At 70.4% G+C, this 23,889-nt stretch carries 23 protein-coding genes, 1 tRNA gene and 1 other RNA gene; 13 read left to right on the top strand and 12 right to left on the bottom strand.

What is annotated here, in order from left to right; translation table 11 throughout:
• Window positions 1-82: 82 nt before the first annotated feature.
• Window positions 83-280 (bottom strand): hypothetical protein, encoded by a 198-nt coding sequence (locus ACLII4_RS12295; protein ID WP_412067697.1) that lies wholly within the window; start codon window positions 278-280, stop codon window positions 83-85.
• Window positions 281-386: 106 nt separating this feature from the next.
• Window positions 387-2,258 carry an excinuclease ABC subunit UvrC gene (uvrC, locus tag ACLII4_RS12290; RefSeq protein ID WP_412067696.1) on the bottom strand — a complete coding sequence of 624 codons (1,872 nt, stop codon included), beginning with the start codon at window positions 2,256-2,258 and terminating at the stop codon, window positions 387-389.
• A 221-nt stretch (window positions 2,259-2,479) separates the two neighbouring features.
• Between uvrC and ACLII4_RS12285 the strand changes: the two genes are divergently transcribed.
• Entirely contained in the window at window positions 2,480-3,175 is a 696-nt protein-coding gene (locus ACLII4_RS12285; protein WP_412067695.1) for a hypothetical protein, read from the top strand.
• Here the strand turns inward: ACLII4_RS12285 and ACLII4_RS12280 are convergent.
• The 4 genes from ACLII4_RS12280 to speA form a co-directional block, all read right to left on the bottom strand.
• On the bottom strand, window positions 3,172-3,681 hold the full coding sequence (locus ACLII4_RS12280; protein WP_412067694.1) for a hypothetical protein: 510 nt from the start codon (window positions 3,679-3,681) through the stop codon (window positions 3,172-3,174). The two genes, ACLII4_RS12285 and ACLII4_RS12280, sit on opposite strands and share 4 nt — an antisense overlap.
• A gap of 71 nt (window positions 3,682-3,752) precedes the next feature.
• On the bottom strand, window positions 3,753-4,841 hold the full coding sequence (locus ACLII4_RS12275) for an agmatine/peptidylarginine deiminase (protein ID WP_412067693.1): 1,089 nt from the start codon (window positions 4,839-4,841) through the stop codon (window positions 3,753-3,755).
• On the bottom strand, window positions 4,838-5,743 hold the full coding sequence (locus ACLII4_RS12270) for a carbon-nitrogen hydrolase (protein ID WP_412067692.1): 906 nt from the start codon (window positions 5,741-5,743) through the stop codon (window positions 4,838-4,840). Before ACLII4_RS12270 ends, ACLII4_RS12275 begins: the two co-directional genes overlap by 4 nt.
• 3 nt (window positions 5,744-5,746) lie before the next feature.
• Window positions 5,747-7,723, bottom strand: a complete 1,977-nt coding sequence (speA, locus tag ACLII4_RS12265; protein WP_412067691.1) for a biosynthetic arginine decarboxylase — start codon at window positions 7,721-7,723, stop codon at window positions 5,747-5,749.
• A 162-nt stretch (window positions 7,724-7,885) separates the two neighbouring features.
• Here speA and ACLII4_RS12260 point away from each other — a divergent pair, with 162 nt between their 5' ends.
• A complete protein-coding gene (locus ACLII4_RS12260) occupies window positions 7,886-8,881 on the top strand; it encodes a deoxyhypusine synthase family protein (protein ID WP_412067690.1) in 996 nt (331 codons plus the stop codon).
• A gap of 61 nt (window positions 8,882-8,942) precedes the next feature.
• Window positions 8,943-9,332 (top strand): SET domain-containing protein, encoded by a 390-nt coding sequence (locus tag ACLII4_RS12255; protein ID WP_412067689.1) that lies wholly within the window; start codon window positions 8,943-8,945, stop codon window positions 9,330-9,332.
• A gap of 12 nt (window positions 9,333-9,344) precedes the next feature.
• Here ACLII4_RS12255 and ACLII4_RS12250 read toward each other — a convergent pair whose 3' ends face one another.
• Window positions 9,345-10,514, bottom strand: coding sequence for an alpha/beta fold hydrolase (locus ACLII4_RS12250; RefSeq protein ID WP_412067688.1), 1,170 nt, complete (start codon window positions 10,512-10,514; stop codon window positions 9,345-9,347).
• Between the two features lie 56 nt (window positions 10,515-10,570).
• Between ACLII4_RS12250 and ACLII4_RS12245 the strand changes: the two genes are divergently transcribed.
• The 4 genes from ACLII4_RS12245 (at window position 10,571) to secG (ending at window position 14,208) form a co-directional block, all read left to right on the top strand.
• Entirely contained in the window at window positions 10,571-11,572 is a 1,002-nt protein-coding gene (locus ACLII4_RS12245) for a cation diffusion facilitator family transporter (protein ID WP_412067687.1), read from the top strand.
• Between the two features lie 22 nt (window positions 11,573-11,594).
• Window positions 11,595-12,938 carry an FAD-dependent oxidoreductase gene (locus ACLII4_RS12240; protein WP_412067686.1) on the top strand — a complete coding sequence of 448 codons (1,344 nt, stop codon included), beginning with the start codon at window positions 11,595-11,597 and terminating at the stop codon, window positions 12,936-12,938.
• 104 nt (window positions 12,939-13,042) lie between these two features.
• The gene (locus tag ACLII4_RS12235; protein ID WP_412067685.1) at window positions 13,043-13,609 is read left to right on the top strand and encodes an NUDIX domain-containing protein; all 567 of its coding nucleotides are present in this window, start codon (window positions 13,043-13,045) and stop codon (window positions 13,607-13,609) included.
• A gap of 209 nt (window positions 13,610-13,818) precedes the next feature.
• Window positions 13,819-14,208 (top strand): preprotein translocase subunit SecG, encoded by a 390-nt coding sequence (secG, locus tag ACLII4_RS12230; RefSeq protein ID WP_412067684.1) that lies wholly within the window; start codon window positions 13,819-13,821, stop codon window positions 14,206-14,208.
• Between the two features lie 383 nt (window positions 14,209-14,591).
• Here the strand turns inward: secG and rnpB are convergent.
• From rnpB to ACLII4_RS12210, 4 genes are all read right to left on the bottom strand, one after another.
• Window positions 14,592-14,996: RNase P RNA component class A (gene rnpB / locus ACLII4_RS12225), an RNA gene on the bottom strand.
• A 72-nt stretch (window positions 14,997-15,068) separates the two neighbouring features.
• Window positions 15,069-15,815, bottom strand: coding sequence for a zinc ribbon domain-containing protein (locus ACLII4_RS12220; RefSeq protein WP_412067683.1), 747 nt, complete (start codon window positions 15,813-15,815; stop codon window positions 15,069-15,071).
• Window positions 15,816-15,989: 174 nt separating this feature from the next.
• Complete coding sequence (locus tag ACLII4_RS12215) at window positions 15,990-17,123, bottom strand: Nif3-like dinuclear metal center hexameric protein (RefSeq protein WP_412067682.1); 1,134 nt, start codon at window positions 17,121-17,123, stop codon at window positions 15,990-15,992.
• On the bottom strand, window positions 17,120-18,424 hold the full coding sequence (locus ACLII4_RS12210; RefSeq protein WP_412067681.1) for an MFS transporter: 1,305 nt from the start codon (window positions 18,422-18,424) through the stop codon (window positions 17,120-17,122). The genes ACLII4_RS12215 and ACLII4_RS12210 overlap by 4 nt, the downstream gene beginning before the upstream one ends.
• A 66-nt stretch (window positions 18,425-18,490) precedes the next feature.
• On the opposite strand from ACLII4_RS12210, the gene ACLII4_RS12205 reads away from it, so the two are divergent.
• Both ACLII4_RS12205 and ACLII4_RS12200 read left to right on the top strand, forming a co-directional pair.
• Window positions 18,491-18,564: transfer RNA gene (locus ACLII4_RS12205), tRNA-Arg, on the top strand.
• Window positions 18,565-18,933: 369 nt separating this feature from the next.
• Window positions 18,934-19,509 carry a hypothetical protein gene (locus tag ACLII4_RS12200; protein ID WP_412067680.1) on the top strand — a complete coding sequence of 192 codons (576 nt, stop codon included), beginning with the start codon at window positions 18,934-18,936 and terminating at the stop codon, window positions 19,507-19,509.
• A 172-nt stretch (window positions 19,510-19,681) separates the two neighbouring features.
• Here the strand turns inward: ACLII4_RS12200 and ACLII4_RS12195 are convergent, their stop codons facing one another.
• A complete protein-coding gene (locus ACLII4_RS12195) occupies window positions 19,682-20,524 on the bottom strand; it encodes an alpha/beta hydrolase (RefSeq protein WP_412067679.1) in 843 nt (280 codons plus the stop codon).
• A gap of 51 nt (window positions 20,525-20,575) precedes the next feature.
• On the opposite strand from ACLII4_RS12195, the gene ACLII4_RS12190 reads away from it, so the two are divergent.
• From ACLII4_RS12190 to secD, 4 genes are all read left to right on the top strand, one after another.
• The gene (locus ACLII4_RS12190; protein WP_412067678.1) at window positions 20,576-20,872 is read left to right on the top strand and encodes a family 4C encapsulin nanocompartment shell protein; all 297 of its coding nucleotides are present in this window, start codon (window positions 20,576-20,578) and stop codon (window positions 20,870-20,872) included.
• Between the two features lie 81 nt (window positions 20,873-20,953).
• The gene (locus ACLII4_RS12185) at window positions 20,954-21,235 is read left to right on the top strand and encodes a DUF427 domain-containing protein (protein WP_412067677.1); all 282 of its coding nucleotides are present in this window, start codon (window positions 20,954-20,956) and stop codon (window positions 21,233-21,235) included.
• 108 nt (window positions 21,236-21,343) lie between these two features.
• On the top strand, window positions 21,344-21,802 hold the full coding sequence (locus ACLII4_RS12180; protein ID WP_412067676.1) for a hypothetical protein: 459 nt from the start codon (window positions 21,344-21,346) through the stop codon (window positions 21,800-21,802).
• 113 nt (window positions 21,803-21,915) lie between these two features.
• Window positions 21,916-23,832: a protein translocase subunit SecD gene (gene secD, locus ACLII4_RS12175; protein WP_412067675.1), complete on the top strand. Its 1,917-nt coding sequence runs from the start codon at window positions 21,916-21,918 to the stop codon at window positions 23,830-23,832.
• The last annotated feature ends 57 nt before the right edge of the window (window positions 23,833-23,889 follow it).

The following is a 23,889-nucleotide window of genomic DNA, read 5'->3' as shown; positions in this document are numbered from 1 at the left end:
CTGCGCGGCGCGGGGACCATTCGGGGGCAGCCCCTCATCGGCGTCCACGCAGCGAGGCGTCCGCGGGACGCCGGCCCGGCCGCTAGCGGCAGAGCGCGTCGTCGACGAGGCGTCCGCCCAGGGTGTCGGGACCGGACTCCAGGGTCTCGATCCGCTCGACGCACGCGCCGGCGACCGCCACGTAGCGGCCGTCGCTCTCGGACTGGGCCAGCACCACCGGGGCGGCGAGGGCACAGATCCCGTCGAGGACGAGGGCGGCGAGGGCGAGGCGGCGGCGCATACGAGGGGTGGGCGTTCGCAACCGATGCCAGACAAGACCGTGCCGGGTGTCCTTTGAGACAGTGCTGGGGCGAGCCGTCGGGACGGCTGGGTTCCCAGTCGCCTGGCTAAACGCCGTCCCGTTCGGCCGCGTCCGTCGCCCCTGGCGCGTCGTAGTGGGCCCGGATCTTTCCGGCCACCGACGGCCCCACGAGCGCCGTCAGCTCCGCCTCGGTCGCCGACTTGACGGCCTTCACGCTCCCGATGTCGGTGAGCAGCTTCTTTGCCGTCTTGGCCCCGACGCCGGGGATGTCGAGGAGCTCGCTCCGCAGATCTTTGATGGTCCGCTGCTTGCGCTGTGCCGTCACGGCAAACCGGTGGGCCTCGTCGCGGACCCGCTGGATCAGCCGCAGCGACGACGACGTGCGCGGGATGATCGTCGACTCGGAGCTGCCCGGCACGAACACCTCTTCCAGCCGCTTCGCCAGCCCGACCACCGGAAACTTGCCGTACACGTCGACGCGGCGCAGCGACTCGACGGCCGACGAGAGCTGCCCTTTGCCCCCGTCGATAATCACGAGGTCCGGCCACGGCCCGTTCTCCGCCAACAGGCGTGCATACCGGCGTTCGACGACCTCGCGCATCGACTGGAAGTCGTCGGGCTTGCCGTCCTCGACCGTCCGGATCTTGTACGTCCGGTAGTCGGACTTGCGGGGCTTGCCGTCTTGAAAGACGACGCAGCTGGCGACGGTCCCCGTGCCCCCGAGGTGCGAGATGTCGAAGCACTCGATGCGGCGCGGCGGCTTCTTAAGGCGGAGATCACGCTCCAGGCTCAGGACGGAGCGTGGGATGCGGTCTTCCTCGCGCTTGTCCTGCTCCAGCTTCCACTCACCCAACAGCAGCCGAGCATTTGCCTCAACCATGTTCATCAGGTCGACCTTCTCGCCGCGCTGAGGCGTGCGGACCTCGACGCGGCGGCCCTTCTTCTCGCGCAGCAGCTCTTCGAGCGCGCCGGGGTCCTCGAGCGGTCCCGCAAGAAACACCTCGTTGGGCGTGAACAGCGCCTCGGCATAGTAGGCCTCGACCAGTCGCTGCAGCAGCTCGGCATCCTCGACGCCCTCGATGCCGCGGAGCACCTTGTGCTGGCGACCGATGATCTTGCCCTCGCGCACCTTGAACAGCACGCCCACGCCCGCGTCGGCCTCTCGATCGACGGTGACGGCGAACAGGTCGCGGTCCACGTCCGGGTCGGTCACCACCTTCTGCTTCTGAGCGTACGTCTCGATGGCGCGGACGCGGTCGCGGTACTCGGCCGCTTCCTCGAACTTCTTCTCGGCCGCGAGCCGTCCCATCTCGTGGCGGAGCAACTCCAGCAGCTCACCCGTCTTGCCATTGAGCAGTGTCTTGATTTGATCGATCGACGCGTCGTAGTGCGCCTGCGTCTCATACCCCACGCACGGCGCGGCGCACTTCTGGATGTGGTAGTCGAGGCAGGGCTGAAACTTGCCGGCCTCGATGGCCGCCTGGTTCAGATGGAGCGAGCACGACCGGAGCTTGAACAGGCTCTTGATCGTCTTCAGCATCAGCTTCATCGCCTTCCCGTCCGTGTACGGCCCGAAATACAGCGAGCCGTCGCGGCGGACCTTGCGGGTCGGGAAGACGCGCGGGAAGCGCTCGTTCTTGATGCAGATGTACGGGTACGTCTTGTCGTCCTTCAGCAGGACGTTGTACCGCGGCTTGAGCTGCTTGATGAGGTTGTCCTCTAGCAGCAGCGACTCCGACTCGGTGTCGGTGACGATGACCTCGACGTCCACGATCTTGCGAACGAGCGCCTGGGTCTTGGCCTCCTTGGGCCGTCCCTCCTGGAAGTAGCTCCGCACCCGTGCGCGCAGGTTCTTGGCCTTGCCCACGTAGAGGACCTTCCCATCGGCGTCCTTGTGTTGGTACACCCCGGGCGAGGTCGGCAGGTGCTTGAGCTTGTCGGCGAGCGCGTCGGTCATGGGTGGGGGGCTGGCGGGCGTCGTACGCCGACCGGGCAACGTCGCTCCCGCCGCTGACGACCCCACGTCAGCGGCGGGTGCGGGGTGGGTGCATGTGCGCGAGTGTGGGGTGTCAGATCGTGGCATGACGCGCAGCCGGACCGTGTCCCCAAAAGTCACGTCGTGACGCACGAGAGGGACACCCTTCTCGTTCCGTGAGAACCCTCGCACCTCACGCTACAATGCGCTTTTCCCTGGCCCTCGTCGTCGCACTCGTCTTGGGTGCCGCTCCCGCCCTCGCCCAGCCGGTCCTCTCGGACTCGTCCACGTTCTACGTCAGCCCCCTCGGCAGCATCACTCATCAGAGCTCGCAGGGCACCGCGTTCACGGCTGGCGGCGACATCGGCTGGCGGTTGGGCTCCTCGTCTGACGTTGGGCTTCGCCTGTTGACGGGCGACCTTACCACGAGAGATGGAGATGGGGCCTTTCTGACTGTCGGCCCTACGCTCGGGACCAGCCGCCGCGTTGTCGGTGGCTTCGAGCTGGACGCGCGCCTGCTGGCGACGGCCACCTTCTCGGACATCGGCCCCCGTGGGACCGCGGACACCTTCGGCCTACAAGTGCTTCGGGGGACGGCCCAGGCGACGGTGAGCCGTCCCATCCCGATCGTCGGTAGCCTGTCGCTGGCGCCGACGCTGGGGCTCTACGGCACGTCGTGTGCCACGCCGGGCTACGAGGTCGCTGCAGGGTCGCAAGCGCGATGCACAAAGGGCGGTGTGCTGGCGGGGGTCGACCTCCGGTTCCGTGTGTTTGGGGCGGACGTGTCGATGCCGATCATCGCGCCCATCCTGAGCCGGGGCAACGACCTCGCCGGCCAGCTCACCAACTGGGACGTGCCCACCGCGCCGATTACAGGCGGGGTCCGGATCAGCTTTTAGTAGCCCGCTCCGATGAGTCGTGTCCGCGCGCGCGGGGGGCGACCCTCGCGAGCGACGGAGACCACGATGGACCGGCCAACACGGAGGTCCTCCGGAGACCAAGGCTGGGGCAGCATGACGTACACGTCGACACTGCCGGTTGGCGTGGCCGCGGACACGATCAGCATGTCGTCGCCGCACGGCTCGCACACGGCGCCTGGCGGGCAGGGCGGGCAGAGCAGCGCGCCGGTGAGCCAGCCCGCGACGTTGGCCTGAAGCGTGTCGGCGTCGGAGGTCGAGACTGCCAGCGTCCAGTCGAGCGCCGACATCCGGGCCAGGTCGAGCGTGTCGGGCAGCGTCGCCGTCGAGTCGGTCAGGCCCCAGTCGGGCGCGATCCGGCCGTCGTCGAGTACGCCGTCCAGGCGGGTGTCGAGGGCGGCGCCGTGGAGCTGGCTGTAGGGGAGGGGCGCCTCGGGCGAGGCGCATGCCGCAAGGGCGAGGAGCGAGAGGGCGAGGAAGCGGGTCATGGCCCCAAGGTCGCGCGAGTTGGCCGGGCGTGTCGGGCGCTGGGGTTCCGAGGGGCTCGGGCAGACGAGGGCTAGGCCGGGACGTCCTGGCTCAGGCAGTGGCAGGCGCCGAGCCCCCAGACGAGGTGCCGGGCGGGAATCCGGGCGACGGGCCGTCCGGTGACCCGTTCCAGCGTGTCCGCCGCGTGGTCGTCCTGCGGGACGCCGAACGCTGGCATCAGCACGGCCGCGTTGCCGATCAGAAAGTTGGCGTAGCTGGCGGGCAGGCGCTCGCCCTCGTGGCAGAGCGCCGGCGGCATCGGCAGCGTGTGGACGTCGAGCCCTCGTCCGTCGCGGCCGCGCCACGCGCGGAGTCGGTCGGCGGCGTGCGCCAGCGGAGTGTGGTTGGCGTCGGTCGGGTCCGGCTCGGTCGCCACAACGACTGTCCGCTCGCCGACGAACCGGGCGAAGTCGTCGACATGGCCGTCCGTGTCGTCGCCCGCGATGCCGTCGCCGAGCCAGATCGTCTCGGTGACGCCGAGCCCGTCCAACAACCGTTGCTCAACGTCGGCCTTGGAGAGGCCGGGGTTCCGGTTCGGGTTCAGCAGGCAGCTCTCCGTCGTCATCGCCAGCCCGGCGCCGTTGACGTCGACCGAGCCGCCCTCGAACACGATCTCGAACGGGACCCGGGGCAGCCCGTGGACGGCGGCCATGGCTTCGGGGACGGTGTTGTTCTGCTCCGTCCGGTCGTACTTGCCGCCCCAGGCGTTGAACACCCAGTCCGTCGCCAGCCGGTTGCCCTCGCCATCGACGACGACGAGCGCGCCGAAGTCGCGGATCCACTCGTCGTCGGTGGGCCAGACGTGGAGGTGGACCCCGCCTTCGCCCGGCCCCTCCGCCAGCTCCGAGGCCACGGCGCTCGCGATTCCGGCCTCCGTCAGCCGCTGGCGCACGGCCTCGGCGTGGTCCGCGCTCTGCACAACGACGCGCACGGCCTCGCCGGTGCGGAGCGCGTCGATCATGGCGACGTAAGCCGGGGCAATGGTCGCGTCGAGGTCGAGCCCGGGCCACGTGTCGGGGCAGTGCGGCCAGACAAGCCACGTGCAGGCGTGGGGCGCCCACTCGGCGCGGCGGCGGTAGCCACGCGCGGCCGGCGAACCCGGGGTCGGTTCCAGCCTCACCGCCCGTACCGTTCGCCGAGCGAGCCGTAAGCGTCGACGCGGCGGTCGCGCAGGAACGGCCACCCGTGGCGTTGCTCGTCGATGGCGTCGAGGTCGGCCTCGACGACGAGGACGCCCTCTTCCTGCTCGCCGAGCTGGCCGAGGATCTGGCCGTCCGGCCCGGCGACGAACGAGGAGCCCCAGAACTCGATGCCGCGCCCCTCGCGCTCGGCGTCGGGGTCGTCGAGCGTGACCGGCTCGAAGCCCGTCCGGTTGACTGCCACCACGTAGACGCCGTTGGCGACGGCGTGCGAGCGCTGCATCGTGATCCACGCCTCGCGCTGGGCCGTCCCGTGGGAGGCCTTCTCGTCGGGGTGCCAGCCGATGGCCGTGGGGTAGAACAGCACGTCGGCGCCGTCGAGCACCGTGGCGCGGGCCGCCTCGGGGTACCACTGGTCCCAGCAGACGAGCACGCCGAGGTCGCCCTGGGAGGTGTCCCAGCTCTTGAAGCCGAGGTCGCCCGGCGCGAAGTAGTACTTCTCGTAGTAGAGCGGGTCGTCGGGGATGTGCATCTTCCGGTACTTACCGAGGTACCCGCGCGCACCGTCGAGGACCGCCGCCGTGTTGTGGTAGAGGCCGCGGGCGCGCTTCTCGAACAGGCTCGCGACGATCGCCACGTCGAGGTCGGCCGCCAGGGGGGCCAGCGCGTCGGTGGTCGGCCCGGGCACGGGCTCGGCCCAGGCGAACGGCTCCGTGCTCTCGGTCTTGCAGAAGTACGGGGAGAGGAACAGCTCGGGGAGGCAGACCACCCCGGCGCCCTCGGCGGCGGCCTCGCGGATGAGCGCCTCGGCACGGGCGAGGTTGACAGCCGGGTCGGTCGACATCGCCATCTGGACGAGGCCGAGGCGGACGGGCGTGGGCATGGGCTAGGCGGGGTCGAGGTAGGTGGTCCGAGCAAAAAACGCCCGGTAGGCGGTCAGGATCGCCTGCGCCTCCTTGGGGCGGATCACCCCGGCCTGCGCCTTCTCGCGGAGCAGGGACTGGACACGCGTCTGGAGGTCGGAGGGGAAGTACTGGACGCGGGCGAGCATCTCCTCGACCGTCGTCGCGGGGATCGTCTCCTCGACGAAGTAGCCCGAGGGCTCCGTGGCGTCGAGGTACACGTGGGCCTCGGCGACTCCGCCGAACAGGTTGTGCGCGTCGCCCAGGATGTCTTGGTAGGCGCCGACCAGGAAGAGGCCGAGGCGGTAGGGGTGCCCGTCGGGCGCGTGGACCTCCAGCGCCTTCTTCTTGCCGTGCGGCGAGACGAACCGGGACACCTCGCCGTCCGAGTCGCAGGTGATGTCGACGAGCCGGGTCCGTCGCGTGGGCGCCTCATCGAGCCGCGCGATGGGGACGATGGGGAAGCGCTGGCCCAGCGCCCAGTGGTCCATCAGCGACTGGAAGACGGAGAAGTCGCACAGCATCTGGTCGGCCAGCGCGTCGCCGAGCGCGTCGAGCTCGGGCGGGACCCACCCGGGGCCAGCGTCGGACATGCGGTCGTGGACCGCCCGGCAGGTCGCCCAGTAGAGCCGCTCGGCGAGCGCCAACGGGTCGAGCCCGAGGTAGCCGTACTGGAACAGCGCCTCGGCCTTCTGGCGGGCCTCGACGGCGTCGTGGTAGATCTCGAGCAACTCCCCGAGGCCGGGCGCCTCGAGGGCCGCGCGGCGGAGCGCGTCGAGCTCCCGGGCGATGGGGTGGGCCTCGGCGTCGAGCGCGAATCCGTCGGGCACGGAGGGCTTGCTCGTCGTCCCCAACGCGTCGACGACGAGCACCGAGTGGTGGGCGGTGACGGCGCGGCCGTTCTCGCTCACGATCGTCGGGTGCGGCACGCCCTCGGCGTCGCAGATCTCCTGGACGGCGTAGACGATGGCGTTGGCGTACTCCTGCATCGAGTAGTCGACGCCGCCGCGGCCGCCGCCCAGCGGGAGCGCGTCGTAGTTGATGCCGAGCCCGCCGCCCACGTCGAGGTACTCCAGCGGGAGCCCGCGCTTGACGAGGTGGGCGTAGATCCGGGTGATCTCCTTGACGGCCGCCTTCAGCGCGGCGACGTCGCCGATCTGGCTGCCGAGGTGGAAGTGGAGCAGCCGGAGCACGTCGGCCTGGCCCGCTGCCAGCAGCCGGTCGGCCGCCTCGACGAGTTCGGGCAGCGTGACGCCGAACTTCGAGAGGCTCCCGCCGGACTTCGTCCACGGCCCGGGCGCCACCGACGCCAGCTTGACGCGGATCCCCAACTGCGCCGGTTGCCCGGCCGACTCGCTGAGCGCCAGGATCTGGTCGAACTCCGTCATCTTCTCGACGACTGGGAGCACGGTCCGCCCGAGCCGCTGGAACGTCAGGATCAGCCGCAGCATCGCCTCGTCCTTGTAGCCGTTGACGAGGCACAGCGTCTCGTCGGACTCCAGCCGCGGGAGCGTTGCCACGAGCTCAGCCTTCGAGCCGCACTCGATCCCGAAGCCGTACGGCCGCCCCGCCTCGACGATCTCGTCGACCACCTCGCGGAGTTGGTTCACTTTTACCGGGTACACGCCGGTGTACGAGCCCTCATAGCCCGACTCGGAGATGGCGGCGCTGAACGATTCGTTGAGCAGCCGGACGCGCGTGTCGAGCAGGTCCTGGAACCGGATGACGGCGGGGAGCCGGAGCCCGCCCGCGACGACCTCCTCGATCACCTCCGCGAGGTCGATCTCCCCGTCGCTCCGGGGGTCGGGCCGGGCCACGACGTGGCCCTTGGCGTTGACGCCGAAGTAGCCCTCGCCCCAAGCGGCCATGTGGTACAGGTCCTCGGCGGCGTCGATGGACCATGCCTCGGGCTCCGTGGCGGGCTCCGTGGGAGCGGGGGGGATGGGGAGGTCGTCAGACAATGGAGATCGGGGGGCAGGACGGTACGCACTGGCGAACGCGACCGAAGGTCCGGACTCGGTCGCAGAACTCTTGCCAAGCCTTCCTGAATCTGGCGATCTCCGGCGCCCGCCCGGAACGTCTGGCCCGTCCGCGCCGTGATCGGCGCCCCGACCCCGCGCCCCATGAGCCCCCGTCCCGTCTCCGACTTTCTCCGGCACCACTTCCGCCACTTCAACGCCGCCGCGCTCGTCGACGCCGCCGAGGGCTACTGCGCCCATGTCGACGCCGGCGGGAAGATGCTCGTGGCGATGGCTGGCGCCATGAGCACGGCCGAACTCGGCCTCTCCCTGGCTGAGATGATCCGCGCAGGGCACGTCGACATCATCTCATGCACCGGCGCGAACCTCGAAGAGGACCTGTTCAACCTGGTCGCCCACGACCACTACGAGCGGATCCCCAACTGGCGCGACCTCACGCCGGCCGACGAGCAGGCGCTCCTGGAGCGCGGCATGAACCGCGTCACGGACACCTGCATCCCCGAAGAGGAGGCCTTCCGCCGCCTCGAGGCGGCGCTCGTCGACGAGTGGCGGGCGATGGAGGCCGAGGGCCGGCGGCTTTTCCCACACGAGGTGCTCTACCGGATCCTGCGGTCGGGCCGGCTCGAGGAGCACTACCAGATCGACCCGAAGGACTCGTGGCTCGTCGCCGCCGCCGAGCGCGACCTCCCCATCGTCACGCCCGGCTGGGAGGACTCGACGACCGGCAACATCTTCGCCTCGCACGTCCTCAACGGCGACCTCGCCAGCCCCCACACCGTCAAGCACGGGATCGAGTTCATGACGTGGCTCGCCGACTGGTATACCGCCAACTCCGAAGGGCCGGGCATCGGGTTCTTCCAGATCGGCGGCGGCATCGCGGGCGACTTCCCGATCTGCGTGGTCCCCATGCTGGAGCAGGACCTCGACCGACGGACCCCTCTGTGGGCCTACTTCTGCCAGATCTCGGACTCGACCACGAGCTACGGGTCGTACTCGGGCGCCGTCCCGAACGAGAAGATCACCTGGGGCAAGCTGGCGACCGACACGCCCAGCTTCCTGGTCGAGAGCGACGCGACCATCGTGGCGCCCCTCATCTTCCAGTACGTCCTCGAGCGGGCCGGGGCGGACGAATCTGCATGACCGGAGGGGTTGACGGCGACGCTGCGCGGCGTACGTTCGCGCGCCTCGCCTCCCCCCTCCGATGTTTCTGATTCCCACCCGTCTCGGCCCTAGCCCCATTGCCGGGATCGGCGTGTTCGCCGCCGCCCCCATCGCCGCGGGGACGCGGATCTGGGAGTTCACCGACGGGGTCGACTGGCGGCTGGCGCCTGAGGAACTGGCGGCGTTCCCCGAGCCGTACCAGTCGCGCTTGCGCCAGTGGTGCTACCTCGACGACGACGGCACGTACGTGCTCTGCGGCGACACGGCCAAGTTCATGAACCACTCGGACAACCCGAACTGCGATGAGCCCGAGCACACCACGGTTGCCAACCGCGACATCGCCGCGGGCGAGGAGCTGACGTGCGACTACCGGACCTTCGACGGCGAGAGCATGGCGCTCGGTGAGGCCTTCGACCCGGCCGGCTCCTGACGCGACCGCCCGCTAGCCTCCGAGCAGAAACCGCTCGACGTCCGCCGCGAACGTGGGCACGTCGACGCCCTGGATCGGGTGGTCGAGGCCGGGAATGACACGGAGGCGGGCGTCCGGGATCGCGCGCCACAGGCCGACGGCGTGGCGCACGTCGAAAAACCGATCCGCGTCGCCGGCCGAGACGAGGGTCGGGCAGGCGACACCGGCGAGGTCCGCGTCTGTCATCCACCGGTCGGGGAGGGCCGAGGTGAACGCCACGATCTGGGCGACCAGCCCGGGCCACCGAGCGCCGTGAACCTCTGCGAGTCGCCGCGCCCAGAACGGCGTGTCGCGCTCGATCCTGTCGGGCGCCATCGGCGAGGTCATCGCTTCCACCTCGGCGGCGCTCCACTGCACGTTCGCCCCGTGGACCACCAGCCGGCCGACCGCCGCGGGCCGGGCGAGCGCCAGGGCGAGCGCGACGCCCGCGCCCATCGAGAAGCCGAACACGTGCGCGGCCGACAGCCCGAAGTGATCGACGACCGCTATTGCAGCCGACACATAGTCATCCCAATCCGGCGAGGCGGTGTCAAGATCCCCGCTCCGCCCGTGGCCCGGGAGATCCACGCCGTAGACCCGGTGCGTCCGTTCCCACACCGCGATCAGCCGGTCGGTCTCTAGCTCGGTCGAGCCCAGCGCCGCGTGGAAGACCACGAGGGGAGGGGCGTCCGCGAGCCCGGTGACCTGCACGGCGATTCGACCTGCTGGCGACGCGACGTCCTGCCACCGACGCTCAGGCCGGACCGACTCCAGCAGTTCGACCAGCACGCCGCCCGTGTCTTTGGGGTGCAGGAACACAATCCGCTTGCTGTCGGCGCCCGGCCGGGGCTCGCCGAGCACGCGGATCCCAAGTGCGCGGGCGCGCTCGACGTGCCGGTCGAGGGCGTCGACCTCGAAGGCGAGGTGGTGAAGGCCGGGGCCCCGCTTCTCGACATACGTCGCGATCGTCGAGTCTGGCGACGTGGCCTCGACCAGCTCCATCTTCGGCGCCGCGCCCGCGACGCCGCCGTCGCCGAAGAAGGCGGTCCGCACGCCCTCCGACGCGACCGCCTCGGACTTGTACGGGGCGATCCCGAGCAGGGATTGCAGAGCCGCCGCATCGGAGGGGCTGGCGATGGCGATGCCGACGTGTTCGAGCGTCATGGGTCGATGGGGGAGACGTCTGGAAACTCGCACCGGCGCGCTCGGTCAGACCGCCCATGCTGTTGCACGCTCCCGCTCCGGACGACTCCCACGGCCCCGATGCGGCCCGCCAGCAGCGGCTCGCCATGGGCGCCAGCCTGGCGGTCGCCGTCGTGATGCTGGTCGGAAAGCTGGCGGCGTACCGGCTCACGGGCTCGACGGCGATCCTGTCGGACGCGCTCGAATCCGTTGTCCACCTGGCGGCGACGGCGATGGTCGGGTTTAGCCTGTGGTACGCGGCCCAGCCTCCGGACCCGCAGCACCCGTACGGACACGGCAAAATCGCGTACTTCTCCTCGGGCATCGAGGGCGCGCTGATCCTGCTGGCGGCGATCGGCATCGTCTGGACGGCCGTGATCGATCTGATCGAGGGGCCGCAGCTCCAGCAACTCGGCCTCGGCCTGCTCATCACCGCCGTGCTGGCGGTCATCAACCTCGTCCTGGGGCTTGCCCTCGTTCGCGTCGGCCGGCGCACCAACGCGCTCGTGCTCGTCTCGAATGGCCACCACGTGCTCACCGACATGTGGACGAGCCTGGGCGTGTTGGTCGGCGTCGGGATGGTCTACGTCACCGGCTGGCTCTGGCTCGACCCGGTCGTCGCCATCGTCATGGGCCTCAACATCCTGTGGACGAGCGGGGCGCTCATGCGCGAGGCCTACGGGGGGCTGATGGAGACGGCCGACCCGGCGGTCACCGACACGATCCTGTCCGTGCTCGACGGCGCCCGCGCGGACGGGCTCATCGACGGGTCCCACCACGTTCGCCACCGCCGCGTCAACGACCATTTGTGGATCGAACAGCACCTGTTGCTCCCCGACGACCTCCGCCTCGTCGAGGCCCACGACCGGGCGACGAAGGTGGAAACGCGCCAGCAGGCGGCCTTCCCGGAAAGCCGCGTGCTTGTGACAAGCCACCTCGAACCGCGCTCGCACGACCATCCCGAGGCGGCGCCCCACGATGCCCTTACCGACTCGCTGGCCAGAGTCGCCGCCGTACAGGGCCGACCGTCGGCATCTTAGGCTCCTCGCACCCCCACCATTTATGACGATCGCCGTGATCGGCGGGCTGGCCGCCGGGCCCGCCGCCGCCGCCGAGGCCAAGCGCCGCGCCCCAGACGCCGAGGTAATCCTGTTCGAGCAGGGCCCCCACGTCTCCGTCGGCACCTGCGAGATGCCGTACCGCATCGGCGGCGTGGTCGACGACGACCTCGAGGTGTACACGCCCGAGTCGCTGGCGGCGAAGAAGGGCATCACGGTCCACATCCGCCACCGCGTCACCGCGCTGGACCCCAAGGGCTCGCTCACCGTCGAGTCCCTCGACTTCGGGAGCACGCGCGAGGTCCGCTTCGACCGCGCCATTTTGGCCACCGGCGCCCGCGCCCGCACCCTGCCCGGCGACCCGCCAGCCGGCGTCTTTACTGTCCGCGACCTCGTCGACACCGAGCACATCGAGCGGTGGCTGGCGACTGAGCCCGTGCGCCACGTCGTGGTCGTCGGCGGTGGCTACATCGGGGTGGAGATGGCCGAGGCCATGCGCGAGCGGGGCGTGCGGGCTTCCATCCTCGACCCCTCGGGCCGCGTGCTCAACGCGACCGTGGCGTGTGAGGCGAGCGACCTCATGACGCAAGCGGTCCACGCGGCGGGCGTGGCCGTTCGCGCCGAGCGGGCCACCGACCTGCTGGCGGACGACGCCGGCCGCGTCCGAGCCGTCCGCACCGACCGGGGCGAGCTCATCGGCTGCCAGATGGTCATCGTCAGCATCGGCGTCGAGCCCCGGACGGAGCTGGTGCAAGCGGCCGGCATCAGACTGGGGCCGATGGGCGGGATCGCCGTCGACGACCAGATGCGGACCTCGGCGCGTCGCGTCTACGCGTGTGGCGACGCGGTCGAGGTCCCGCGTGCGCCGGACGGCAAGCGCATCCTGTGGCCACTCGCTACGACGGCCCGTCGCACGGCTCGTGTAGCCGCTCGCAACGCCGTCAAGCCTGGGTCCGACATGTTCCAGCCCATCGCTGGCGCCGTCGCGGTCCGCGCCTTCGGCATCGAGGTCGGGTCCGTGGGCTTGTCGCTGGCGCGAGCCGTCGAGGCCGGCCTCGACGCCGTTGCCGCCGACATCCGCCACAGCTCGCGCACGCGCGTCTTCCCCGGCGCCTCGCCCATCGACGTACGGCTCGTCGTTGAGCGCCGGACCGGCCGCATCCTGGGCGGCCAACTCGTCGGCGCCGAGGGCGCGGCGCTCCGGGCCAACGTCCTGGTCCCGCTCATCCAGTCCGGCGGCACGGCCCGCCAACTGGCCGAGGACCTCGACCTCATCTACAACCCCCCGCTGGCGCCCGCCGTCGACCCCCTGAAGGTCGCCGCCAGCCGCGCAATGGATCTGGTGTAAGCGGGGAGTAGGGGGTCGGGGTTGGCGAATGGAAACTCCGCCCGTCCCGCCACAGCGCGACCCCACAGTCTTGGCCCCAATATCCACCCCCCTTCATTCCCCCCATGGACCTCACTGAACGCTCCATCGAGACTGAGCAGATCTACCAGGGCGTCTTGCTCGACGTCCGCCGCGACACCGTCCGCCTCCCCGATGGCGAGACCTCTGGCCGTGAGTGGCTCAAGCATCCCGGCGCTGGCGCCGTCGTCCCCGTCGATGCCCAAGGCCGCGTCGTGCTGATCCGCCAGTACCGGTTCGCCCCGGGCCGCGAGTTCTGGGAGGTCCCCGCCGGCAAGCGTGACGGCGACGAGGCCCCCCTCGCGGTCGCCCAGCGCGAGCTCACCGAGGAGGCCGGCCTCACCGCCTCCCGGTGGACCCCCCTCGGCGTTACCTACCCCGCCATCGGCTACTCCGACGAGGCCATCCACCTCTACCTCGCCGAAGACCTTTCCGAGGTGGACCGCGCCGTCGACGACGACGAGTTCGTCGAGCCCTTCCGGATGCCGCTTGCGGACGCCGTCGAACTGGCGCGGACAGGGCAGATCGAGGATTCGAAGTCGTGCGTCGCGCTCCTGCTGGCAGCCGCCGAGATCGAGCGCAGGGGAGAGGGGGGACGGCCTTCAACGGTGTAGGTACCGACCAACTCACGCCGAGCTTGCGAGGGGTCGAGGCGGGCCCCCGAGCGACGAGTGTGAGGGCCATGCTGAGGTCCCTCACGCAAGGTTCGGGATGACAATAGTAGGAGGCGCTCCGCCTGACACCCTCGTCTTCACCGAGGTTCGGCGCGCGTGCCCCGCCGGCCGGGCGCTAGCTTGCGCACCGACTCCCCCCCGACCGACCCGTGTTCTACCTCCTCATTGTCATCATCCTGATCGTCGCCCTGCTGATGGGCATCTCGGTCCTGCTCCAGAGCGGCAAGGGCGGCGGCCTCGCGGGCATCGCCTCCGGCGGCCAGACGACCCAGATCTTGGGCGCCCGCCAGGCCCCCGACTTCCTCGAGAAGGCCACGTGGTCCCTTGGCTGGCTCTTCCTCGGGCTCTGCCTCGTCACGACGTTCTTCATCCCACGCGCCAGCCGCGACGGTTCGATCCTCCAGGACCGCGCCGGCGAGCTGCCCGCCGCCGCCCCGTCGGCCATCGAGGCACCCATCGAGGGCGACGCCGCCCCGGCCCCCTCGACCGCCAACCCGGCCACGCCGACGGCCCCCGACGTCCCCCCGACGCAGGAGTAGTCGGGACTTCGGGCGACGGACTGCAGACCGCGGTCTCCCCCCGACACACCGCTCGACCGAGCCGCAGCCTTTGAGAGGGCGCTCCGATCTGTCGGGGCGCCCTCTGTCTGTGTTGGGAAGTGGGTTCGGGAACCGTTCGTGGCGGCATCGCCAACCCCCCTCGTCGTCCACCTCTCGGACCCCGACATCCGGGGACCCGGAGGGATGGGTATCGCTCCGTTTCGTGACCAGAGGGGGGCCAGGGGCGGCGCTCTTGGGCGAGTCCCCGTTCCATGCGGAAGCACGCCTCGACGGCCCTCTCGCACCGAGCCTCCACGCCCTGAGCCAACGTCCTCGATCCTCGATCCAAAAAAACGGGGCCCGCCCCGAAGAGCGAGCCCCGCTGACTGCGTCGGCCTGTACGCCGGATTCTGTCCGGCCGCGGGCGTCACGCCGCGGCCTGTGCCGCCATCTATCTGGGACCGCCGTCGCCGGCGGCCTCGAGCAGCCTACCCACGTCCTCGGGCGGGCACCCTTTCCGGGACGAGTCCCGGGCGGACGTTGCGTGGCCTTGCACCCCGTGGGGTTTGCCTAGCCGCGACCGTCGCCGGCCGCGCTGGTGGGCTCTTACCCCACCGTTTCACCCATCACCTGTGCGCTCGCGCGCCATCGGCTGGTCTGTTCTCTGTTGCACCTGCCGTCACGCATAGCCGAAGCCTGCGCGCCTTCCTGTTAGGAAGCACGGTGCCCTGCGGTGTCCGGACGTTCCTCCCCGGGGCACGCCCCGAGGCGGCGGCCCGGCCGACGCGTGTGTAAACAACGAACGGGCACCCGCCCAAAGGCCGGCGCCCGCTCAAGGTCGCGTGGATTCGCAGGGGCGATTACTCGCCCGTGACCTCCGAGAAGAGGGCGTCGTCCACGATAATGCGGCCGTCGTGCTCCGAGACGATGATCCGGTCGCGCTGGCGGACCTCCACCTGGCGCTGCGGCGGCACCATGAAGCCGGCGGCGGCGCCGCGCTCGATCGGCACCACGGCGCGGCCGTCGCGGACGCGCGTCCGCAGGCGCTCATACGCGCGGCGGTAGCGCTCGTCGATCTCCTTGGCCGCCTTGTCGCGCTGCTTTTCGTACGTCTGCTGCTCCGCCTTCGTCTCCTCGACGACGCGGTCCAGCTCGACGCGCTTGTCGGCGATCCGCGACTCCAGCTCCTTGAGCGTGTCGTCGGCGCCGTCGACCGTCTCGGCCGAGTCGGTGTCGAGGTTGTCGTACCGCTCGATCTCCTCGTAGGCCGCGCCGATGCGCTGGCGGTGAGCCTCGATCTCCTTCGTGAGCGCGTCGTACTCGCGGTTGTTGCGCACCTGGAGCTGCTGCTCCTCGTACTTGCGGATGAGCCCCTCGGACTCGGCGATGTCCAGCTTGAGCTTCTTCTTCTGGACCTCCGCCTCCTTCTTGTCCTGGTCGATCTTGCCGAGCCGGGTCTGAAGCCCGGCCCGCTCGTCCTCGAGGTCGCGGATCTCGTCCGGCAGGTCGCCGCGGAGCTTGGTGAGCTGGTCGATCTTGGTGTCGATGATCTGGAGGCGAACGAGGGCTCGGAGCTGATCCTCGATCGTGGTCGTGTCGGTCGCCATTGGAGATGTGCGCGTGGGGAGTCGGGCAGGGTACCGCCCTCAAGGGCGCGCGGTTTTGAGACCGGAGCGAATTGTGCGTGCTCGCGGCGCTCGCGGGCAGGAGGAGCGCGGGACGGGGGACGGACAGATCCCGGATTCACGCGGCGAGCGAGCGCGCCGGGTTCACCCCTTGCTTTATCCCCCGTGCCCCTCGCCCCCGACGAACGTTCGCATCGGCGAGGTCCGCAAGCGCGTTACGTCGACCGAGAGGCCGGGCAGAACGCCCCGCAGGTGGTCCGCGATCAGCCGCTCGGTGATGGCCTCCGTCTCGTAGTGCCCCGCGTCGACGAGCGCGAGCCGGGGCCGGCCCTCCGTGTCGAGCGCCTCGAAAAAGCGGTGGTACGTCACGTCCGCCGTTACGTACGCGTCCGCGCCGGCCGCGAGCGCGGCGGGCAGGAACGACAGTCCTGACCCGCCACATACGGCCACGCGCTCGATCATCAGCCCATCGTCGCCGGCGTAGCGGAGCGCGCCGGCCCCCAGCGCATCCCGCACGCGGGCCAAGAACTCCGCCAGCGGCTCCGGCGCCGCCAGCGCCCCGATCGCCCCGTAGCCTTGCCGCGTCGCCGGGGTCTCGACCGCGTACACGTCGATCGCCGGCTCCTCGTACGGGTGCGCTTGCGCCACCGCCCGCACGGCCCCTCGCACGGCCCACTGCGGAAGGACCGCCTCGATCCGCATTTCCTCGACCGACTCCGCCTCGCCAACCGTCCCGACCGCTGGCGAGGCGCCCATCTCGGGGCGGAACCGGCCGGTGCCTGCGGAGGAGAAGGAGCACGCCGTGTACTCGCCGATCTCTCCGGCGCCCGCGCCCGCCAGCGCCGCGCGGATGTCGTCGGCCGCATTCCGGGGCGCGAATACGACCAGCTTGCGCATCACGCCGTCGAGCGGTGCCAGAATCTGGGCGTCTCGCACGCCGAGCTGCGCGGCGAGTGCGAACGACACGCCACCGTGCGCGGCGTCGAGGTTGGTGTGGATCGCCGCGTAGCTGACGCCCGCTCGCGCCAGCCGCCACACCAGCGACCCCACCGGGTCCGTCGCCGTCGCCCGGGCGACCGGCTTGAAGATCAGTGGGTGATGCGTGACGATCAGACCCGCACCCCTCTCCGCCGCCTCGTCCACGACGGCTGGTGTCAGGTCGAGGGCGACGAGCACACGCTCCACCTCGGCGGCCGGGTCGCCGACCTGCAAGCCGACGCGGTCGAAATCGGCCTTCTGGCCTTGGGGGGCCCAGGCGTCGAGGACGGCGAGAACATCGGAGACGGTCATCCGGCAGCGCGGGGGGTGGAGTTGGTGCGGCCGCGCTTGCCCTCTTCCTCATCGACGCGGGCCAGGAAGATGGCGCCGAGCGCGAACAAGATCAGGACAGCGGCGACGCCCGCTCGCGAGGTGCCGAACAGGCTGGTCATGAGCCCGAACATCACCGGCCCGATAAAGGCGGTGGCTTTGCCGGAGAACGCGAAGAAGCCGTAGAACTCGGTCTCCTTGTCGTGCGGCACGAACCGGCCCAGCAGCGACCGGCTCGCAGCCTGGTTGGGGCCGGAGGCGATGCCGATGATCACGCCCGCGCCCCACAGCCAGTTGCTCGTAGGCCCGAAGACGGCGATGATCGTCGCGATGCTTAGCAGGGCGAGCGAGATGTAGATCGTCCGCTTCCCGCCGATCATGTCGTCGAGGTAGGCGAAGCCGAACGCGCCGATGCCGGCCGCGACGTTGAGGACGATGCCGAACAGCAGGATGTCGGTCTCTGAGAACCCATACGCCGTCGCGGCGAAGATGCCGCCCATGGCGAAGATGGTCACCAGCCCGTCGTTGTAGAACACGCGGGCGATGAGCAGCCGGATGATCTGTCGGTACTCGCGGATCGAGCGGAACGTCTCACCCAACTCGTTGAAGGTGGCCTTGACGAGTCCGCCCTCGGCCCCGCCTTCGGCCGGCGGCTCCCGGAGCACTAAGAACGCGGGGATCGAGAACAGCGCGAACCAGCCGGCGACGAGCAGGTTCGTCAGGCGGACGTGCTCGCCCGTCGACTTGTCGAGACCGAACGGCGCCACCTCGGGCATCACCAACGCCAGCGCCAGCCCCATGCACAGCAGCCCGCCGAGGTACCCCAGCGACCAGCCCCACCCGGACACGCGGCCGATCTTGTCGGGCGGCGCGATCTCGGGCAAGAAGGCGTTGTAGAAGACCTGCCCGACCTCGAACGCGATGTTGGCCACGACGACGAGCGCGACCGCCGCCATCACGTCGCCGCGCTGGGGGAAGAACAGCAGCGCCGTCGCCCCGACCGTGATGATGGTCGTCGCCAGCAGCGCGCGCTTGCGGGTGCCCGTGCGGTCGGCCAGGGCGCCGAGGACGGGGGAGAGCAGCGCGACCACGATGGCCGTCGGAGTCACGACGCCCCACGCCCACAGCACCGCGCCGCTCGTCTCGTCGGCCGCGATGCCCTTGACGAAGAACGTCGCGTAGATGAACGTGATCACCAGCGTGGTGAACGACGAGTTGGCGAAGTCGTAGAGGGCCCAGGCCCAGAGGGTTCGTCGGTCGCCGGGCTGCGAGGTGTCGGTCATGAAGAGCCGGGAAGAGAACCGAAGCTAGCGGCCGGCCCGGGATGCCCCCGGCTATCTTTTCGGCTCGCCCTCGTAGCTCAGGTGGATAGAGCGACCCTCTCCTAAAGGGTAGGCCGCAGGTTCGACTCCTGCCGAGGGCACTCCCCATTCTCTGAAGTCGCGGGATTGACGTGTCGAGGGGGCGGTGGTGGATTTAGGGGCGGAGGCATCGTAGCCGGTTCCCGATGAGTACAGGGGACTTGACGCGAGGTGTGTCCCGAGTCGCTGCGGCAATGGGGGAGTGTCAGGCCCCTCGCGGCCTGACTCAGGCCCTTGGCGACCCGGCGGTGTGCTAAGCCTATGATGTCCCGAGAGATGGTCGGACGCGTTCATGCGGGCGAGATGAGAGGGATCCCTTCCTAGTCTGGCGGTCCATTCATGCTAGAATGCACGCGGCATGGGAATCAGGTTGCGTCTGGGAGAAGACCACCAGGGCTGGGGTCTGCCCAACTCACTTGACCTCCGACCCCATGCGCGACACGAAAGCAGGCCAACTCCCGATGCTTCTCGTTGTGCTCTGTGCGCTTGCGGGTGGCGCGGTGGCACAGCCGTTGTCCCCGGAGCCGACGCGGGCAGCCCGGCCGCTGCCGGAGGCCGCGGCCATCGTCGGGGCCGTCACTGTCCCTCTCGCGACGGGCTCCGTGCTCCTCGGCTACACCGACGGCCTCCACAACACGAGGGCGTGGTGCGTAGAAGCGCAGGGCTACAGCGCGCCCGACTGCCTCGCACTCAACTCTCGGTGGCACGTGACCGCAGCGGGGGGGCGGGCGCTTGTTGCGGTGGCCGTCGTCTCCGGGCTCGCGGCCGGTGCCGCCGCCCAGCTGTCGCCCGGAGAGGCTGCTCTCGTCGGGCTTTCATCGACCATGGTGGCGGGCATGGCCTTCTCCCTCGGGCACAACCTGGAACAGGGGCAGGCCTACTACTACGCGGGGGACGTGGCGGCGACGGACCGGCTCGCGCGGCGGGTCGGCCCGAAGGCCGTGTTCTGGGCGAGCACGGTCGTGACGACCGGCGTGGTCGCGCTCACCGTCTGGGCCCTGCGGTAGGCTGGACCCTGAAGATCCGCGCCCTGTCCGAGGAGGTAGAGATCCGCGCGCCGACCTGCCGGGGTGCGATGCAACCGCCGTCTCTGAGCCGTCGATCGCGCATCCGGCTCACCTCGGCGTCTCCCGGGCGACCGTTGGCATTCCGGGTGGTCTGGCGGGGCACCAAGGGCGATCAGGCCGGCGCGTGCGCGTCGAGCCAGTCCGCGAAGTGGGCGATCGTCTCGTCGCGCTCGGGCTCGTGGAACGTCTCGTGCAAGAGCCCCGGCCACAACTGGAGCGTCACGTCGTTGGAGGCCGCGTGCTCCGCCAGCCACGTCGTGCCCGAGGGCGGGGTGATCTGGTCGTCGGTCCCGTGCGTCAAGTAGAGGGGCATGGTGAACCGCTCCGGCCGGTCGCGGACGGCCAGGAACGCGCGCCGGATCTCGGCCGCCAGCCGCACGCGCACGCCCTGCACGATCGCGAGAGGGTCGGCCTTGTACGCCGCCTCCACGCTCGGGTCGCGCGAGAGCGCCGAGAGGTCGATCGACTGGACCGGGAGCGTCGGCACCCAGCGCGCGAGCACGTCGGCCACCGACAGCAGCCAGCCGGGCGTGCCTTCGGGCACGTCGAGGATGGGGGAGGTCAGCGCGACCCCGGCCACCTCGGCTGCGCCCCCGCTGGCGACGAGCCGAGCCACCACGAGCCCGCCCATCGACTGGCCCATCAGGAACACCGGGCGGTCGCCGGCCTCCTCCTCGACGCGCGACAGGAAGAGGCGCAGGTCGTCGACGTATTCGTCGAACCCCTCCACCTGTCCGCGCGGGCCGTCCGATCGGCCGTGGCCCCGGAGGTCGGACGCGCAAACGGCGTAGCCGCGCTGCATCAGCGCGCTGGCGGCATACGCGTAGCGCCCGCTGTGCTCGTGGAGCCCGTGGACGATCAGGACGACGCCGCGCGGGTCGCCGTCGGGGGTCCACGACCGGGTAAAGAGGGTGCGGCCGTCTCGGGAGATGAGGGAGCCCGTGGCGTGCGTCATGGATCGCGTGGTGGGGCTCGAAGGTAGACCGGCGCCACACCTCTCGGCCTCATGACCGTCACCGACGCCACGCCCGCCCCCGACGACCTCCTCCCCGAAATCGACGGGCAGGTCCGCGCTCTCCGAGAGTCCGGCGGGGAGCCGCACGCCATCTTGGTCGGGGCCGAGGCCTATGAGTCTCTGAAGACGGCCGTCGCCGAGCGGTTCGGCCGTGAACGGGCGGACCTCTCACAGTACCAGTGGCTGACCGTCGTCGTGGACCCGTTCCGAGGCGCCCGCGTCGCCGTCGTGCCGACGCCACGCGAGGTGGCGGCTGGCGTCCGGGCCGAGCGGAGGGACGACGGCTGAGAGCAGCGAAAGGAATCGCCCGGATGCCTCATCGTAGAGCGTTCGCCGTCCGCACCGTGAACCCCCCAGTCCCCAGCCCCCATGAAAGCCATTTGGAACGGCGCCGTGATCGCCGAGAGCGACGCCACCGTCGTCGTCGAAGGAAACCACTACTTCCCGCGCGCGGCCCTCAACGAGAGCCTGGTGCAGCCGTCGGACCACACCTCGGTGTGCCCGTGGAAGGGGACCGCCAGCTACCTCGACCTCGTGGTCGAGGGCGAGACGAATGCGAACGCGGGCTGGCACTACCCCGCGCCAAAGGACGCCGCCGCCGAGATCCAAGGCCACGTCGCCTTCTGGAAGGGCGTGGCGATCGAAGAGTAAACCCGTTATTGCAGTCCCCCGTCTACACGGCGACTCCATGAAGACCGCATGGGGGACGCCCCGGGCCCGCGCGGGCAGGCCGTAGGTTTGAGCGTCGCCTCCCGTCCCGTGCGCCCGCTCCGCTCCGCCCTGCTCCGTCGATTGGTCGTGGCCGCTCTCGCGGTCGCGCTCGGGTTGCCGCTGGCGCCGTCGGCCGCGGCCTCGCCCGCACTCGCGGTGCTGGACGACAGCGAGGCCTTCGACCGAGCGCTCGCCGCCGCCAAGGCTGCGGAGCCCGGGACCGATCCGGTCGCGGTCTTTGCTCAGGTCTACGCCGACGCCGTCGACGGCGTCTCGGCCGAGGCCGTGGCGCACCTGCTCGGCGCCCCCTCGCTGTCGGGCGTCGTGCCCGTCGCGCCCTCCGAGGCGCTGGCGAAGGCCCAGCCCGCCCCGTCCCCGTCGCCCGCATCGGTGACAGGCGAGAGGGTGGCCGAGGTGCGGTCCTCCGCATCGAACCGCGTGTCGGCTCGCACCCTCGACCTCCCGGTCCGGCGCAGCGCCCCGCCGCTGCAGCCGCGCGCGCCCTAGGCCGCCCGGCGCTCGCGCCGACCCACCCCGTCCCGACATTTTCGAGCGCCCGTCCGTTGGGGACCGGCGCCGTCCCTCGACCCTCACCGGCGCCCTTCCAGGTGTCTGCCCCTATGCAAGGCTACGGATTCAAACTCTTCGCCGTCGCGGCGCTGCTGCTCATCTCGGTGTGGCAGCTTTTCCCGACGTTCCAGAACTCACTCAACAACCGTGAACTCGCGGCCATGAGCCCCGCGGACCGCGAGGCCTATCAGGCTGAGCACAACGCGGACCTCGTCGCCACGAGCGAGGAGTCGCTCAAGCTGGGCCTCGACCTCCAGGGCGGCATGCACGTCACCCTCGAAGTCGGCACGGGCGCGCTCCTCAAGGAGCTGGCCGGCAGCCGCGCCGACGACACGTTCGACCAAGCCATCGCGCTGGCGAACGAACGCGCCGAGACCTCGGGCGACGACTACGTCTCACTCTTCACCGACGCCCTCGAGGAGGTCCGCCCGGGCACGCGCCTGGCGCGGTACTTCCGCAACGCCGACGCCGACGTGACGGCCCGGTCCGACAACGACGTCGTCGAGGCCTACCTGGGCGAGGAGGTCGAGGAGGCGCTCGTCCGCGCCGAGGAGATCATCCGCCAGCGCATCGACCGGTTCGGCGTTACCGAGCCGCTCATCCAGCGGCAGGGCTCGTCGCGCATCGTCGTGGAGCTTCCGGGCGTCGACGACGAGCAGCGCGTCCGCGAGCTCCTCAAGGGGACGGCGCAGCTGACGTTCCACCTCACGCCGCCGACGGCCGAGATCCAACAGGCCGCCGCCGCCATCTTCGCCTACTACGAAAACGACGCGCAGGAGGCCACCGCCGACACGACCGCCGCCGCGTCCGACTCGACGGCCACCGACGCCGACACGTCCGACGTGCTCGACCTCGGGGACATCACGTCCGGCGCCGAGACGCGCGCCGAGGGCGGCAACCCGCTCGCGGCCGTCGTCCAGCGGCTCCAGCTCGACCCGTCGTCGAACTCGCCCATCTTCGGGCAGGTCGCCGAGGCCGATACCGCCGAGGCGCGTCGCCTCTTGGAGGCGCCCGGCGTGGCCCGGCTGATCCCGGCCGGCGCCCGCCTGCTGTTCACCGCCGGCCCCGACGCGGGCGAGACGGCGGACGGCGAAGGCGTCCACTACATCCTGGCCGTCAACGAGCGCGTCGAGCTCCAGGGCGAGACGATCACCGACGCCCGCCCGGACTTCGACCCGTACACGAACGCCGCCCAGGTCTCGCTCACGATGGACGGTGCCGGCGCCAACCGCTGGAGCCAGATCACCGGGGCCAATCGGGGCAAGCCGGTCGTGATCGTGCTCGACAACCTGGTCTACACCTTCCCCTCGATCAACGAGCGGATCCCGAACGGCCGGACACAGATCACGGGCAACTTCTCGCGCCAGGAGGTCGACGACATCGTGACCGTCCTCAAGTCGGGCGCGCTCCCGGCGCCGGTCAACATCGTCGAGGAGCGGACGGTCGGGCCGAGCCTGGGCGCGGCGTCCATCAAGGCGGGCACGCGAGCGCTCGTGGTCGGATTCATCTTCGTCTGCGTTTTCATGGCCCTCTACTACCGTGGGGCCGGCTTGATCGCCAACGTGGCGCTGGTGCTGAACGTCCTGTTCATCTTCGGCGTCCTGGCGTCCTTCGGCGCCACGCTGACACTGCCGGGCATGGCGGGCATCCTGTTGACGATCGGCATGGCCGTCGACGCCAACGTGCTCATCTTCGAGCGCATCCGGGAGGAGATGGCCTCCGGCAAGACGATGAAGGCGTCGGTCGAGGGCGGCTTCGGCAAGGCGCTCTCCGCCATCGCCGATGCCAACATCACGACGTTCCTGATCGGCGTCATCCTGTTCTCGTTCGGCGTCGGCCCCATCCAGGGCTTCGCGGTCACGCTGATGGCCGGCATCCTGACGTCCCTCTTCACGGCCCTCGTCGTGACCCGCCTCCTCATCGACTACCTGGTCCAGGAGCGCGGCGTCGACGTCGCCTTCGGCTAAGGGGTTCGGGGTTCGGAGTTCGGGGCTTGTCGCCCCGAGCACTGAGCCCCCTCCCTG

Origin of the sequence: Rubrivirga aquatilis, from assembly GCF_046845665.1 — a bacterium.
Lineage (GTDB): Bacteria > Bacteroidota > Rhodothermia > Rhodothermales > Rubricoccaceae > Rubrivirga.
Note: the sequence above shows the minus strand (reverse complement) of the source record. Positions and strands in the feature narration are given on the sequence as shown.

What these genes read in the sequence shown, in the direction of transcription:
- ACLII4_RS12295 (WP_412067697.1), bottom strand. Translation starts at nt 280, where the DNA reads ATGCGCCGCCGCCTCGCCCTCGCCGCCCTCGTCCTCGACGGGATCTGT.
- uvrC (WP_412067696.1), bottom strand. Translation starts at nt 2,258, where the DNA reads ATGACCGACGCGCTCGCCGACAAGCTCAAGCACCTGCCGACCTCGCCC.
- ACLII4_RS12285 (WP_412067695.1), top strand. Translation starts at nt 2,480, where the DNA reads ATGCGCTTTTCCCTGGCCCTCGTCGTCGCACTCGTCTTGGGTGCCGCT.
- ACLII4_RS12280 (WP_412067694.1), bottom strand. Translation starts at nt 3,681, where the DNA reads ATGACCCGCTTCCTCGCCCTCTCGCTCCTCGCCCTTGCGGCATGCGCC.
- ACLII4_RS12270 (WP_412067692.1), bottom strand. Translation starts at nt 5,743, where the DNA reads ATGCCCACGCCCGTCCGCCTCGGCCTCGTCCAGATGGCGATGTCGACC.
- ACLII4_RS12260 (WP_412067690.1), top strand. Translation starts at nt 7,886, where the DNA reads ATGAGCCCCCGTCCCGTCTCCGACTTTCTCCGGCACCACTTCCGCCAC.
- ACLII4_RS12255 (WP_412067689.1), top strand. Translation starts at nt 8,943, where the DNA reads ATGTTTCTGATTCCCACCCGTCTCGGCCCTAGCCCCATTGCCGGGATC.
- ACLII4_RS12250 (WP_412067688.1), bottom strand. Translation starts at nt 10,514, where the DNA reads ATGACGCTCGAACACGTCGGCATCGCCATCGCCAGCCCCTCCGATGCG.
- ACLII4_RS12245 (WP_412067687.1), top strand. Translation starts at nt 10,571, where the DNA reads ATGCTGTTGCACGCTCCCGCTCCGGACGACTCCCACGGCCCCGATGCG.
- ACLII4_RS12240 (WP_412067686.1), top strand. Translation starts at nt 11,595, where the DNA reads ATGACGATCGCCGTGATCGGCGGGCTGGCCGCCGGGCCCGCCGCCGCC.
- ACLII4_RS12235 (WP_412067685.1), top strand. Translation starts at nt 13,043, where the DNA reads ATGGACCTCACTGAACGCTCCATCGAGACTGAGCAGATCTACCAGGGC.
- ACLII4_RS12220 (WP_412067683.1), bottom strand. Translation starts at nt 15,815, where the DNA reads ATGGCGACCGACACGACCACGATCGAGGATCAGCTCCGAGCCCTCGTT.
- ACLII4_RS12215 (WP_412067682.1), bottom strand. Translation starts at nt 17,123, where the DNA reads ATGACCGTCTCCGATGTTCTCGCCGTCCTCGACGCCTGGGCCCCCCAA.
- ACLII4_RS12210 (WP_412067681.1), bottom strand. Translation starts at nt 18,424, where the DNA reads ATGACCGACACCTCGCAGCCCGGCGACCGACGAACCCTCTGGGCCTGG.
- ACLII4_RS12200 (WP_412067680.1), top strand. Translation starts at nt 18,934, where the DNA reads ATGCGCGACACGAAAGCAGGCCAACTCCCGATGCTTCTCGTTGTGCTC.
- ACLII4_RS12195 (WP_412067679.1), bottom strand. Translation starts at nt 20,524, where the DNA reads ATGACGCACGCCACGGGCTCCCTCATCTCCCGAGACGGCCGCACCCTC.
- ACLII4_RS12190 (WP_412067678.1), top strand. Translation starts at nt 20,576, where the DNA reads ATGACCGTCACCGACGCCACGCCCGCCCCCGACGACCTCCTCCCCGAA.
- ACLII4_RS12185 (WP_412067677.1), top strand. Translation starts at nt 20,954, where the DNA reads ATGAAAGCCATTTGGAACGGCGCCGTGATCGCCGAGAGCGACGCCACC.
- secD (WP_412067675.1), top strand. Translation starts at nt 21,916, where the DNA reads ATGCAAGGCTACGGATTCAAACTCTTCGCCGTCGCGGCGCTGCTGCTC.